The following is a 13,743-nucleotide window of genomic DNA, read 5'->3' on the forward strand; positions in this document are numbered from 1 at the left end:
TCGACTTTGAGCCAGAATCTATCTCAAATTTCTATTAAGCGATTGGTTCTACTGGCTAACAGATATGCGCGAATACTAACAGGATTAAGCACTAGCATGGAAGTGACCATCCGTGACAGGACGTCACGGTTGAGCATCCAGGGATGGACTTGCTGCGAGTCACTGGAATGCAAGTGCTTGATAACATACCTAACCCTTATCGTTTCAAACTGAGTGGCAATAAGTATCTGGTACTTCGTCCGCCTGCGTCGGCTTTTACTAAAAAGCGCTGTTCGACCATTTGCGCAAGATGACGGGTGGCGGTGGCGCGACTCACCTTCGCGACTTTTTGATACTGGCTACTATTAATCCCTAGTTCAAAATCGCCGTCTAACATCCGATTGAGCACTTTAGCTTGCTCCTGACTCAATAAAGACTGGTCGACACTTTGCCAATACTGAGTTTTCGACAGCGTTCTGCTCACATCTGCCATCGCATTGAGTAAGCAATCATTGAGGGTTTCAAAAAACCAGACTAACCAAGGAGTAATATCTACATCGCCCCTTTGAGTGGACTCTAAAATATCATAGTAGGTTTGGCGACGGGCAAGAATACTGACCGACATAGCGTAAAAACGAATCGAGCGTTTTTCCGCTTGTGCCAAGGCCAAATCGGTCAATAGGCGAGTGATGCGCCCATTGCCATCATCAAGCGGATGCAGCGTCACAAACCAAAGGTGAGTTATCGCCGCGCGGATAAGCGGATCTAAAACCTGCGCTTGCCGTGATGCATTAAACCATTCGATAAACTGTGACAGTTCAGCATCCAAGGCTGCTCTAGAAGGTGCCTCAAAATGCACTGTTGGTTTATCAATCCGGCCAGAGACAACCTGCATAGGTGTATCGCCACGCAGCGCTCCGCCAATAACAGGGTTAAACAGCGTATAACCCTGGGGAAATAACTGTTTATGCCAACCTAATATCCGCTCAAGGGTTAATTCAGTCTCTAAATTTTTTAAGGCATCGAGCATAATGTCAGCCAAACCATCGGTTTGCGCTGTTGTCGGATACGGTTTATCTTCAGTCACGCCGAGTTTTTTAGCTAAGGATGAGCGCACCGAAGCCGCATTGAGCTTTTCACCTTCAATGGCACTGGAATGGATAATGTTAGCGAGTAAGGTGTCGAGTGCAGCGTCTGAAGTTAATAGGCTATCGTCGTGACTTAGCATTTGCTTGCCAAGCAACTGGCCCTGATTGAAATAGACCTGACGCAGCAAGGCATCAATGCTGCTGGTGTTCCAATGAAACTTAGGCCAATCGGCTTGCTGCCAAATCCACATATCTACCCCATGAGTCGAATAACAAGCCTATTCTACTCACATAATGAGGCGATTAACAAACCTATTTGCCTCACATTATGAGTCGAATAGCGTTAATAATCGCCTCATCAATACCAACATGGCTATGCAATGCAGAGAAATGAGCCTTGTTGGTAATCCGGGAGCTCGTTTCTAAGCCTTGCGGTCATCCACTTGTATTATTGTGCAGCTACAGTGCAGCTATCATACAATTTAGTGCCGCCTTTACTGTGGCGCATTGCCGTTGCGCGTGACTTTTATGTATAGCCACCGACAAATATGTATAGCCACGGACAAAGCCTTCGCGCTGAGATATACTGCCGCCGCTGATTTGACACGCCAATGTGACACGCCGAGGTGATAACTTACGGCTTTACCGCACCACTGACACACATTCTGAGCCTAACCTATGCCTGATAACGCCAACAATTCACCAACCTCTACTCACGTACAATGTACTGCTAATGCACAGCGTATCGGCAATGTTCAACCTACTGGTAATTCACCGATTGTTACGCCAGATGCAATGCATCCAGTCCAGTCGAATGCGCTCAGTGACGAACAGGTAAAGGTAAAAAAGCAGAAGGTCTTTATCATAGGTTTGCCACGCACAGGCACCACGAGTGTAAGTGTGGCGTTGTTGGAGCAAGGGCTAAAAGTGGCACACATGGCCTTTACTAAGCAGGCGTTTATGCTGGCCGACGCCGTGTCTGACACGCCTTGTTTCAGCGATTATCAGCAGTTGGATTTATTATTTCCCGAGGCTGTGTTTGTCTATCTCGACCGCGATATCAATACTTGGTTGCCTTCGATGCAGATGTTACTTGGTAAAATGGCACCCCATTTAGATGAAAAAACGGGCCGCTTCCATCCAATATTAAAGCGCAGTTTTAGGCATACTTTCGCCATAGATAAAGTGGCGGAACCTGCCAGCAGTGAGCACTTAATTGCTTGTTATCAAAAGCATCAGCAAGAAGTGTTCGCTTACTTTAGTGGGCGGGAAGACTTTATTTCAATTGATGTTAGCCATGCGGGGAGCTTGAGTCAGTTACTGCAATTTTTGGGAATGGAAGCAAACGCGGAGAATAGCGATGTCGTATTAGGTTTAAGCGAGCCACTGAGTTTCCCTAAACTTAACGTGGGCCGCAACGTGGCAAGTTGGGGCGAATATAAACACCCCAACAAGGTCAACACCAATAGCGCAGGCCCACAAAGCCGTAAGTTTTTCGACTACACGCTTTAACATTGGATCAGTACACAGATACCAATACACAGATATCCAAGCGCTGAATTAGAAATTAGCTTTAAGCACAGTCTCTTGGTCGAGCAAGCTTTGGTACAAGGTAAACTGGTTCGCGGCGCGGTCTAAATTATGGCCTTCGCGGTGGATATGGAAATACACATCACCATTAAGATAATCCGTTAAAAAACGAACACCTATCATCAAACAAATCACCCGAGCACCGAGCCACAGACTGCGCTTTTCGTCTTCCGTTAAAACGTCACCCAACTCACTCAAGTAGCCACGGCAAATCGCGGCGAAGATGTCTTGGCGCACTTGGACTTTATCTAAGGCCGTAGAGTCTTCCTCCTCTGGCGAGCAGAAAGTGCGGACCATGTCGCCAAAGTCATACATCAGATGACCTTTCATACAGGTATCTAAATCGATAATCGCCATGCTGGACATGTCGCGTTTATCGAAAAGCATATTATTGATTTTAGTGTCGTTATGGCAAATTCGCAGCGGCAGCTTTGGCGATATTTCTGCAAGTTCATCAAGCAACGCCTGCTGAGATAACGCGTAATCAACCCAATGACGGCAGAGCGCTAAGCGATGTTGACTATCGAGTTCACCGGCCTGCTTTAGTAAGGCCATGCGTCCCGGTAAATGGTGAAACTGAGGGATCACATCTTCAAGCTCTGTCGCATCAAAATCACTCAAGGCAGAGGCAAAATGACCAAAGGCCTTGGCCGCCATTTCCGCTTCTTGTTCCGACTTAACCACTTCAATGCTAAGACTATGGGGCAAGTAACTGATAGCACGCCAAAATCCTTGCTCGCCTAAATCGATAGCCAGCTCACCCTCTTGGGTTAAACATGGGCTAACGACTTTAAGGCCGTATTGTTGCTGCAACGACTTAGCGCATAAATGATGGCTAATTTTATCGGCATTGCAGACCAAAGCGTTGGGCGTTTTAAATACCTCAGTATTAATTCGCTGCAATACTAATTCGCCCGCAGGCCAGCGCACCAAAAGGGTGTCATTGATGTGGCCATTACCGAGGGCAGAAATTTTTGCCTCGGCAGATTCAATACCAAAATGAGGCAACACTGACTGCCTGATGAGTTTAATCACTCAATAACTCCGTTAATTTTTGTTTTACCCAGACAGTGTCCTGCGGATAAGTCACGCCAAGCCATGGCTCACAGGCAACATCGACATACACAGGCAAACCTTGCTCAATTCCTGCTTGTACTATGGCGGGTAAATAGCATTCAGACTTAGGTTGTTGCCCCTGTTGCCCGATAAATTCGGTTAATTCACGTTTAATAACATCAAATATGTTTGGGGAGAAGCCCCAGCATGTCATAGAGACCAAGGAGTGCGCCGGCAAATTAGCATGACCCTGCGGGCCATCACCCATTAAGTGGCCAGCTTGCTCGGCGATATTGAGCCATTCGGCGACCGATTTAAGCTGACCATTTTCAACCTGACACAAACCACGATTAACGCCACCGTGTTCCGACAACGTGAGTTCTATGGGATAGGCCACCATCATCCACTCAGTTGGCCTCATGCTTAAGCCTTTGGCTAAGGAAACAAAAGCGCTATCACCATAAAAATCATCGGCATTGATAACGGCCATTGGTCCTTTAACGAGATGGCGCGCACTCCAGAGTGCATGGGCCGTCCCCCAAGGTTTAAGCCTGTGGCTAAGATCCGCCAATTGCGCCGCTTCAGGTAAATCCGTTAAGACTTGATAGCAAAAATGATATTCAAAATCGGCTGGCAAAAATCGTGTCAGGATCTCAGTTAATTCACTTTCTAACTCTGGGCGGATCACCAGCACAGCACGCTGAAAACCACTGCGAATGGCCGACATGATTGATAGCACCAACATGGGTTCACCCGCGGGACCGAGTGCCGCCAATTGCTTATCGCCGCCGAAACGACTACCTAGCCCCGCAGCCATAATGACTAAGGTCAATTCTGTATTCATGCTGGATTGATATATTCAGTTCAAATTTAAAGGTGTTTCCCCAAACCGCAGCGACCTAAACAACCTAAAGTACGGTTTGAGAAAAAGAGGAGCAAAAGTGTAATCTACCCCTCTAATTGTGACTAGCATTTAAGCAGAATTTTTATCGACTTAGCTGCAGACTTTTTTAACGAGCAATATAATCGCCAAAGGTGCGATTTTGTTCCAATATCGCTTGGCTGCCCTTAAGACTGAACTTATAACCACACAGGCTAATATTACCTCGACGGGCGAGATCAATAATGATGGCCTGAGTATCGAGTGGTGAGAATCGCGCCTCTGAAGCGGAATCCGCTTTCAGATCCACAGTCACAGGGCGATAGTCAGTGCCATTGTTAAAGGATAAGACGCTGCAGGTTTTATCTCCCTTTGCCGTCGCTAAGGACCACAGGTTTTGTGCTTTACCTTTCTCACCGAGCCAACGCATGATCAAGATGTCATCCTCCAGCGCCACAGAAAAACCGTCCGGTAACGCGAGCGTCACCCGCTCACCCGCATAGGGCGCAATCGCGTTAACTGTGACAACTTCTGCACCATCACCCGTTTCTGCGTCGCCATTTGGCCAAAGGCCCCACACCAAGGCAATCAAGAGCACCACACCACAGCCAATTCCTGCTGGGCGCCAATAACGGCGTTCTACTTTCGGCAGTTTAATCTTAGGCAACACCAAGAAACGCTTTAGTGGCGCCAAAAACTCAAATAAACCGCGAAATAGCTCGGTCATCGAACCAGAATCTTTTGCTTCGGCGCGGCGCTGACGCACTTCTTCGGCATGATCTCTATCGTTAAAGCTGTCAGACTCATCATCTTCTTCGGCGGTAAAACGCCAACCGGGTTCAGCACTACGCTCGGCAGGATCTAATTGCGCCGCAGTAAAGTCGACATGTTTCAAATCAACATTGTCCACATCGACATCGACCAACTCAATGTGGGTCTGTTCAACGCGGCTAGTATTAGCAGGACGGAAATCCGCATGGCTGTCTGGTATCACAAAATCGGCAGGATTCTGCGTCATTCGAGTTAACGCATCAAAGCGCAGCTCATCTTGACGCAACGCCTCTCGCTCTGCCTCCGCCGCGCTAACACTCGGCTCAATCCTCGGCGATGTTAAAACAGATTCAACATGGGTCGATAAATCGACCTCTGGCTCAGACACAGTCTCAGCACTAATGGTTTGGGCATGAAGCTGATCAACATGCGGCTCATGCCTTTCAGCTTGAGGTTGTGCTTGAATATGAGAGGTAGATTTTGCCGATTGTCTTACCGCAACGTCTTGAGCAACAATAGGTTTAGGATCAATGATGTTAGGATCTATGGCAGTTTTAGATGCCATGACTTTAGTGTCTATGGTTTTAGGATCTACGATTTTAGGATCTACGATTTTAGGATCTATGGTTTTAGGTGCGATGGTTTTAGGAACGATAGTCGGTTCCACACGGCGCCTAGGCATTGCCTGTGATGTTGGTGCATCCAGCTCAGGACCGAAATAACCGTAGCGATAATCCACTATCGTTGGTGCAGGAAAGCGCCAGCCCCAAAATGTCAGTCCCACGGCTAACGCTAAACTCAATCCAATTAAGGCAATATGCACACCGGCCGCTAACAGGCCGATGAAAATTATTAACGGCAATAGAAATACGCCAATCAAGCCTTTTGACTTATCGGCATCAGCCAAACGACGCAAACTGGTGAGCCCTAATAAAGGTAGACCCAACAATGCCAGCAAATACATCAGAAAATTAGCCCCAAAAGCAGCGGCTGCAAATGCAATACAGACGTAAACGCCAACACTGATTGCGACAAAACGGGGACGAGAATCACGCCCGTGAAGGCAGAAAAGAGATTTTAACAGCACGACCCTTCCTTTATTGTTGTAAAAACGAGATACAAAAAGACACTCATTGCCTTATTCGCACGAGCGTAACCAATTTACCCGCAATTGTCAGTGCCTACGACCCAAGTCGGATAAAAATGCACATAATATCGAAGTAAATCTAAAATAGGCTTAAATTGCCAGCCAACAAGCCCTAGTATTTCTATGGTCAAAATCGGTATAATGCTCGGCTTTCTGGGCCCTTCTTGCGTTAACCCATTGGATATTTAGCTCATGACCGCACGCGGAAATTTATTTATTGTGTCGGCGCCAAGTGGCGCAGGTAAATCCTCGTTGATTTCAGCCTTGCTTAAAGACAAGCCAGCCGACATGCAGGTTTCGGTATCTCATACCACCCGCGCACCACGCCCAGGTGAAGTTGATGGTCAACACTATCACTTCGTTAATGTTGAGCAATTCAAAGCCTTAATTGCTGAAAATGCCTTTTTTGAATGGGCAGAAGTGTTTGGCAATTACTATGGTACCTCGCGCCATGTGATCGAGCATACGCTCACCCAAGGTATCGATGTTTTCCTCGATATCGACTGGCAAGGTGCCGAACAAGTTAAAGCCGTGATGCCAGAAGCCGTTGGTGTGTTTATTCTACCACCCTCTAAAGCCGAGCTAGAGCGCCGCCTCACTGGTCGCGGACAAGACAGTAGCGATGTTATCGCCAACCGTATGGCACAAGCCGTATCGGAAATGTCCCACTATAAAGAATATGATTTTATTATCGTCAACGACGATTTTGACACTGCCTTAGCCGATTTGCGTGCCATCATTCGCAGTCAGCGCTTAACAGGTGCTAGTCAGATCCACGCGCAAAATGATATGCTTCACGATCTGTTGGCAGGATAGCTGTCATAGTGTACAATTTTGCGTCATTTTTTCCCTAGATAAACTGGAGTTTCAACACATGGCTCGCGTAACTGTAGAAGACGCCGTAGAACAAATCGGCAACCGTTTTGATATGATCTTGGTTGCGGCGCGTCGTGCTCGCCAAATCGCCGTGCAGGGTAAAGACCCTATGGTTGAAGAGATGAACGACAAACCCACGGTTATCGCCCTGCGTGAAATCGAACTAGGTTTAGTTAATGCTCACACCTTAGATGCCGATGAGCGTCAAACGGTACGTGAACGTGAAGCCGCTGAAATTGCAGCGGTTGCAGCCATTGCTGAAGGTCGTTCATTATAGTTTTTGAGTAAAAACCTATTTAGGTAAAAGGAGAGCTGCCACTTGTATCTGTTTGAAGGTCTAAAGGAGTCTGCTTCCGGTTACTTAGAACCTGAACAGGTAGAATTGCTCAAGCAGGCGTACCAGATTGCGCGCGATGCCCACGAAGGGCAAATGCGCACGAGTGGCGAACCTTATATTACTCATCCGGTTGCGGTTGCCCGCATCCTTGCTGACATGCGTCTTGATCATGAGACGCTGATGGCAGCACTACTCCATGACACCATCGAAGATACCCATGTCACCAAAGACGACTTAGCCGAACTATTCGGTGTCGCGGTGGCCGAACTCGTCGAAGGCGTGTCAAAACTCGATAAGCTAAAATTTCGCGATAAGAAAGAAGCTCAGGCTGAAAACTTCCGTAAAATGATGATGGCGATGACGCAGGATATCCGCGTTATCCTCATCAAGCTTGCCGATAGAACCCACAACATGCGTACCTTAGGCGCACTGCGTCCCGACAAACGTCGCCGTATCGCCCGCGAAACCTTAGAAATCTACGCACCTATCGCTAACCGTCTTGGTATCCATAACATCAAGACTGAGTTAGAAGACTTAGGTTTCCAAGCTTATTATCCAATGCGATATCGGGTGCTTAAAGAAGTCGTTAAAGCCGCCCGTGGCAATCGCAAAGAATTGATCCAAGGCATCGAAGCCGCTGTGTATACGCGCTTAAACGATGCGGGTATTCCAGGGAAAGTCAAAGGTCGCGAGAAAAACCTCTACTCCATCTATAACAAGATGCAGAGTAAAGAGCTGCAATTCCAAGAAGTGATGGATATCTACGCCTTTAGGGTGATAGTCGATTCCATCGACACTTGTTATCGCGTACTCGGTGCCATGCACGGACTGTACAAACCTCGTCCCGGTCGTTTCAAAGATTATATCGCTATCCCCAAAGCCAACGGTTATCAGTCTCTCCATACCTCTTTATTTGGTCCACACGGCGTGCCCGTTGAGATCCAAATTCGTACCGAAGATATGGATCAGATGGCCGACAAAGGGGTCGCCGCACATTGGGCCTACAAAGGCGGAGCACAAACAGGCCAAGGCACGACGACTCAAGTACGTGCCCGTAAGTGGATGCAAAGCTTGTTGGAGCTACAACAAAGCGCTAGCACCTCATTCGAATTCGTTGAAAACGTGAAGACTGAACTCTTCCCTGAAGAGATTTATGTGTTCACCCCTGAAGGTCGCATTCTGGAATTACCCGTCAATGCCACCGCGGTAGACTTTGCCTACGAAGTGCATACGGACGTAGGTAATACTTGCGTCGGCGCCCGTGTTAACCGCCAAGCGTATCCGCTTAGCCAACCGTTAATTTCAGGCCAAACCGTTGAAATCATTACCGCTAAAGGCGCGCGTCCTAATGCCGCTTGGCTGAACTTTGTGGTAACCGGTAAGGCCCGCGCTAAAATCCGCCAAGTGCTGAAAAGCCTTAAGGGTGATGACGCAATTGCGCTCGGTCGCCGCCTGCTCAACCATGCGCTCGGCAAGACTAAGCTCGACAGCATTGCGCCTGAGCAGATTGAAAAAGTGATCCGCGATACTAAACATACGACGCTCGATTCGCTGCTCGCCGATATCGGCCTTGGCAATGCCATGAGTATTGTTATCGCCCAGCGTTTGATTGGCGATAATCTTGAGAATCAAGAGAGCCGCGACGGCCACATGATGCCAATTCGTGGCGCCGAAGGCATGCTCGTTACCTTCGCTAACTGTTGCCGCCCCATCCCAGGTGATGCTGTGATAGCCCACGTGAGCCAAGGTAAAGGCTTAGTGGTACACATGGAAAACTGTGCCAATATTCGCGGTTATCAAGGTGAGCCAGACAAGTATATTCCCGTACAATGGGATAATGTTGAAGGCGTTGATTACCAAGCCAATCTGCGGGTGGAAATTGTTAACCACCAAGGTGCACTGGCAAAGATCACCTCGATCATTGCCGCCGAAGGTTCAAACATTCACAACCTCAGCACTGAAGAACGTGATGGTCGCGTGTATTTGATCAACCTGCGGATTTCGGTGAAAGACAGGATCCATTTAGCCAACGTGATGCGCCGAATTAGGGTACTGCCCGAAGTACTGCGCACGTCCCGTAATCGTTAATTAACTCAACACTAGAGAGAGCGTCATGGCAGAAAAAATCATCATAGCGACCGAAAACGCCCCTGCGGCCATAGGCACGTATTCACAAGCGGTTAAAGTCGGCAGCACAGTGTATTTATCTGGCCAAATTCCGCTCGTGCCAAGCACAATGCAAATTGTCAGCGATGATTTTGAAGCACAAGTCGTGCAAGTATTTGAAAACCTGACGGCAGTTTGTACTGCTGCGGGTGGTTCAATCAACGATATCGTTAAGCTCAACATCTTCCTGATTGATTTAAGCCACTTCGCTAAAGTGAATGAAATCATGAGCCGTTACTTCAGCCAGCCATACCCTGCCCGTGCTGCTATCGGCGTGAAGCAATTGCCGAAGGATTCTCAAGTTGAAATGGACGGCGTGATGGAGCTGTAAGCGCTAGCATTTCACCTTCTATAAACGAAAAGGCGCTACGGCGCCTTTTTGTTGCCAACACAATCCAATCCCCGCTCGCCACTCTCTTCATCTTGCTTTCATACCAATCACATTAAATATCTAATCAGTTCAGAGCCTCACAGGCATTTCAATCCAAGGCGCATTGACGCAGAAATGGTTATTCCCTTTTAAGTCAATGCAACACCGGAGTGGGATGCCTGTGTGGCTCCCGAAGGGCGGCTGATGTTCACTACATGGCAACGTGCTTTATACTGCGTTTAAGGCTTTCGACAGAGCACCACTATGCCTTCAAGCCTTCGCCTTGTCTAAAGCGCGTTGAACTCCCGCTGAATGAACAGATATTTAATACGATTGGTATAACACTCAACTTGTAGGCTTTGCGCTCCATTCTCATATTTTACAATCTTGTAAACTATTTGCGCGAGCTCACAAAACTCGCCATACTGGGTGCAGCCAAAAGAACAATAAATAACAGGGAATTGCCAATGGATACAGCGATTAAGACGCCAATTGAAATGCTGGCGCACTGGGCTAATACTCAGGGGGACCAAGTCTATTTACGCCAACCGATCAAGGGTCAATTCCTTGATTTTACTTGGGCTGAAGTTCAAGAAAAAGTTCAACAACTTGCCGGAGCCTTACATCACTTAGGCTTAGAGCGTGGTGATAAAATTGCCGTTCTCTCTAAAAACTGTGCCGAATGGTTTATCACCGACCTCGCGTTGATGCACGGCGGCTATGTCAGCGTACCTATTTACCCTACCGCCAACACAGATACTATTCGCTATGTGCTGCAACACAGTGGCGCAAAAGCCATTTTTCTCGGCAAGCTTGACCATTGGGCTGACCAAGAGGCTGGTGTCGGCGGCGAGCTACTACGCCTTGCCATGCCCTATGATACGATGCCAGCACAATATCAATGGGAACAATTACTTAAGCTAGGCTATCCCTTAGTTAACGCCCCGCTGCCTACTCCAGATCAAGTGATGACACTCATCTATACCTCTGGCTCGACTGGCCAACCTAAGGGCGCGATTCAAACCTTCGCCAGCTATGGCTGGACTTGCCAAGCGGTAGTCCGTGACCTGCGCACCGATGGCGACGATAGACTTTTATCCTATTTACCCTTAGCCCACATCACTGAGCGCGTTGCGATTGAAGGATCATCCTTCTACTCAGGTAGTGTGGTGGCTTTCGTTGAAAGTCTCGACTCCTTCGTTGTCGATGTTCAACGGGCAAAACCAACGGTATTCTTCTCGGTACCACGGTTATGGAGCCTGTTTCAGAAAAACATTATCGACAAAATTGGGGTCAGTAAACTTAATCTATTGTTGAAAATCCCACTGCTTAGCAGCTTTGTGAAATACAAAATCCATAAGGGTTTAGGCTTGAACCATTGTCGTCTACTCGGCTCTGGCTCGGCGCCAATTCCGCCATCACTGATCCACTGGTATCACAGTATTGGTCTTAATATCTGCGAAGCTTGGGGTATGACAGAAAACTGTGCCTATTCGATCATCAACTATCCTTTTGATGCGCGTAAAATTGGTACTGTTGGCCGCCCAGTTGAGGATTGCCAGATCCGCCAAGGCGAGGATGGTGAGCTACTGCTCAAGAGTCCGGGATTAATGACTGCTTATTATCTTCAGCCAGAAGCTACCGCAGCGGCATTCGATGCTGATGGTTTCTTCCACACAGGCGATCTGTGCTCAATTGATGCCGATGGTTGTGTCACTATTACTGGCCGAGTGAAAGACAACTTTAAAACCGCCAAGGGCAAATATGTAGCGCCCGTGCCTATCGAACGTAAACTGGCACAGGATCCCCATGTTGAACTGATCTGCGTGATTGGTTCTGGTCTGCCACATCCCATCGCACTAGTGCAGTTATCCGAAGGGGCAAATCTACAAGCCCGCGAAGAAGTCCGCACCTCACTCAAAGCGACACTCGATAGCGTTAATCCGCACTTAGAGTCACACGAACATGTCGATGCGATTGTCGTGGTCAGTGATCCTTGGACGATTGAGAATGATGCGCTCACGCCTACCCTCAAAATCAAACGCCATGTGCTTGAAAAAGCCTTTAGCGAACGAGTTGACGGCATTCGTGGCGCCCAAGTCCGCTGGGAAGATGAATTGACTCAAAAATAACTAGACCAAACAATCAGTTGGCGAGTATGGTCATCAGCTAAAACTAAGCACACCTAGGGTGTGCTTTTTTATGACATATTCTGTCAAAATCCGATAAAACCACGTATCATATGCGCCAGTCGGCCAAGGGGCAATTCCCTTGTACTTTTCCATTCAATATTAGGTTTAACAGAGTCTAACGATGCTAATTACACTATCGATTATTGGCGGTTTTATTATTTTAACCTTAGGCGCAGAAGCCCTAGTGCGTGGCGCGAGTTCAATCGCTCTACGTTTAGGCATTACGCCACTTATCATAGGCTTAACTATTGTAGCCTTTGGTACTAGCGCACCAGAACTGGCTGTGAGTGTAAAGTCTGCTCTAGCAGGAAACAGCGGTATCGCCTTAGGTAACGTTATTGGCTCTAACATTGCTAACATAGGTTTGATTTTAGCCATCACGGCACTTATCCGCCCTATTCAAGTGCAATCTCAAGTTGTAAAGCGTGATATCCCTTTGATGATATTGGCTTCTATGTTGTTCTGGGCACTCTTGTTAGATGGCGAGCTCAGCCTAATTGACGGTGTGATATTGCTGTCACTACTGTTCGGTTATTTAGCCTTTAGTTACATCAGCTCGAAAAATGGTAATGAAGAGGAAGAGATTGAAGCAGGTCCAAATAATCCGCTACTTTCAGCCCTATTTATCTTAGTCGGTATTGGTATGTTAGTCGGTGGCGGTATTTTGTTTGTCAACGGCGCAGTAGATTTAGCCAAGACCTTCGGTATCAGTGAAGTCATTATCGGCTTAACGATCGTGGCGATTGGTACCAGTATGCCAGAGTTAGTAACTTCTGTTCTAGCGGCACTGAAAGGTCAGAGTGACATAGCCATAGGTAACGTTGTCGGTTCTAACATATTCAATATTTTGGGTATTTTAGGTATTACTGCAATAGTACAGCCGGTATCATCACTTGGCTTCCAACCCTTTGATTTCATCGTGATGTTGGCATTTGCCATCATGATTTTACCTTTCGCTTGGACAGGATTTCGTATTGGCCGCCGCGAAGGTTCAGTATTACTACTGTGCTACTTAGGTTACTTGGGCTACTTAATAAACCAAGCAAGCACTCAAGCTGTGGTATAACACTTAGCTGCTCATTTGCGATTAAAAACACCGGAGCCTCTCCGGTGTTTTGCTCTCTAGGTATTGCTGTCCTTTATTCATCACGCACTTTCTTTAAAGCACACCTCATAAAAAATATAAGCACACAACTCAACTGATGACATTTGTCATGCCAAAGCCATGACCTTTGTGTCTGCACTTCTTCTATCGAATTTCTGATAATGAGCCCGTACCCAAACATTGGGA

Annotated in this window: 11 protein-coding genes; 7 read left to right on the forward strand and 4 right to left on the reverse strand. The window is 47.4% G+C overall.

The window, feature by feature from the left end:
- Positions 1 to 196: 196 nt before the first annotated feature.
- Positions 197 to 1,318: a Fic family protein gene (locus L5M49_RS16910; RefSeq protein ID WP_263182093.1), complete on the reverse strand. Its 1,122-nt coding sequence runs from the start codon at positions 1,316 to 1,318 to the stop codon at positions 197 to 199.
- 427 nt (positions 1,319 to 1,745) lie between these two features.
- Between L5M49_RS16910 and L5M49_RS16915 the strand changes: the two genes are divergently transcribed.
- A complete protein-coding gene (locus L5M49_RS16915; protein ID WP_263140704.1) occupies positions 1,746 to 2,579 on the forward strand; it encodes a sulfotransferase in 834 nt (277 codons plus the stop codon).
- 48 nt (positions 2,580 to 2,627) lie between these two features.
- On the opposite strand, the gene L5M49_RS16920 is transcribed toward L5M49_RS16915, so the two are convergent.
- The 3 genes from L5M49_RS16920 to L5M49_RS16930 all read right to left on the reverse strand — a co-directional run bounded on the left by L5M49_RS16920 (position 2,628) and on the right by L5M49_RS16930 (position 6,451).
- Entirely contained in the window at positions 2,628 to 3,692 is a 1,065-nt protein-coding gene (locus tag L5M49_RS16920) for a phosphotransferase enzyme family protein (RefSeq protein WP_263140707.1), read from the reverse strand.
- Positions 3,685 to 4,557 carry an NTP transferase domain-containing protein gene (locus tag L5M49_RS16925; protein WP_263147746.1) on the reverse strand — a complete coding sequence of 291 codons (873 nt, stop codon included), beginning with the start codon at positions 4,555 to 4,557 and terminating at the stop codon, positions 3,685 to 3,687. Before L5M49_RS16925 ends, L5M49_RS16920 begins: the two co-directional genes overlap by 8 nt.
- Before the next feature lie 166 nt (positions 4,558 to 4,723).
- The gene (locus tag L5M49_RS16930) at positions 4,724 to 6,451 is read right to left on the reverse strand and encodes a hypothetical protein (RefSeq protein WP_263266492.1); all 1,728 of its coding nucleotides are present in this window, start codon (positions 6,449 to 6,451) and stop codon (positions 4,724 to 4,726) included.
- A gap of 252 nt (positions 6,452 to 6,703) precedes the next feature.
- On the opposite strand from L5M49_RS16930, the gene gmk reads away from it, so the two are divergent.
- The 6 genes from gmk (at position 6,704) to L5M49_RS16960 (ending at position 13,518) form a co-directional block, all read left to right on the forward strand.
- Positions 6,704 to 7,327 carry a guanylate kinase gene (gene gmk / locus L5M49_RS16935; RefSeq protein ID WP_263266493.1) on the forward strand — a complete coding sequence of 208 codons (624 nt, stop codon included), beginning with the start codon at positions 6,704 to 6,706 and terminating at the stop codon, positions 7,325 to 7,327.
- A 58-nt stretch (positions 7,328 to 7,385) separates the two neighbouring features.
- Positions 7,386 to 7,664 carry a DNA-directed RNA polymerase subunit omega gene (gene rpoZ / locus L5M49_RS16940; protein WP_007651394.1) on the forward strand — a complete coding sequence of 93 codons (279 nt, stop codon included), beginning with the start codon at positions 7,386 to 7,388 and terminating at the stop codon, positions 7,662 to 7,664.
- A 42-nt stretch (positions 7,665 to 7,706) separates the two neighbouring features.
- Entirely contained in the window at positions 7,707 to 9,812 is a 2,106-nt protein-coding gene (spoT, locus tag L5M49_RS16945) for a bifunctional GTP diphosphokinase/guanosine-3',5'-bis pyrophosphate 3'-pyrophosphohydrolase (RefSeq protein ID WP_105251161.1), read from the forward strand.
- A gap of 25 nt (positions 9,813 to 9,837) precedes the next feature.
- Complete coding sequence (locus tag L5M49_RS16950) at positions 9,838 to 10,221, forward strand: RidA family protein (RefSeq protein ID WP_006079838.1); 384 nt, start codon at positions 9,838 to 9,840, stop codon at positions 10,219 to 10,221.
- Positions 10,222 to 10,727: 506 nt separating this feature from the next.
- Entirely contained in the window at positions 10,728 to 12,392 is a 1,665-nt protein-coding gene (locus L5M49_RS16955) for an AMP-binding protein (protein ID WP_263207437.1), read from the forward strand.
- A gap of 181 nt (positions 12,393 to 12,573) precedes the next feature.
- Positions 12,574 to 13,518, forward strand: a complete 945-nt coding sequence (locus L5M49_RS16960; RefSeq protein ID WP_105251158.1) for a calcium/sodium antiporter — start codon at positions 12,574 to 12,576, stop codon at positions 13,516 to 13,518.
- The last annotated feature ends 225 nt before the right edge of the window (positions 13,519 to 13,743 follow it).

Origin of the sequence: Shewanella sp. SM74, from assembly GCF_025653725.1 — a bacterium.
In the GTDB taxonomy this organism is placed as follows: Bacteria; Pseudomonadota; Gammaproteobacteria; order Enterobacterales; family Shewanellaceae; genus Shewanella; species Shewanella oncorhynchi.

Bases quoted from the DNA above. Each gene is read 5' to 3' on its own strand.
- L5M49_RS16955 (WP_263207437.1), top strand. From the start codon at position 10,728: ATGGATACAGCGATTAAGACGCCAATTGAAATGCTGGCGCACTGGGCT.
- rpoZ (WP_007651394.1), top strand. From the start codon at position 7,386: ATGGCTCGCGTAACTGTAGAAGACGCCGTAGAACAAATCGGCAACCGT.
- L5M49_RS16915 (WP_263140704.1), top strand. From the start codon at position 1,746: ATGCCTGATAACGCCAACAATTCACCAACCTCTACTCACGTACAATGT.
- L5M49_RS16910 (WP_263182093.1), bottom strand. From the start codon at position 1,318: ATGTGGATTTGGCAGCAAGCCGATTGGCCTAAGTTTCATTGGAACACC.
- L5M49_RS16960 (WP_105251158.1), top strand. From the start codon at position 12,574: ATGCTAATTACACTATCGATTATTGGCGGTTTTATTATTTTAACCTTA.
- L5M49_RS16925 (WP_263147746.1), bottom strand. From the start codon at position 4,557: ATGAATACAGAATTGACCTTAGTCATTATGGCTGCGGGGCTAGGTAGT.
- L5M49_RS16950 (WP_006079838.1), top strand. From the start codon at position 9,838: ATGGCAGAAAAAATCATCATAGCGACCGAAAACGCCCCTGCGGCCATA.
- gmk (WP_263266493.1), top strand. From the start codon at position 6,704: ATGACCGCACGCGGAAATTTATTTATTGTGTCGGCGCCAAGTGGCGCA.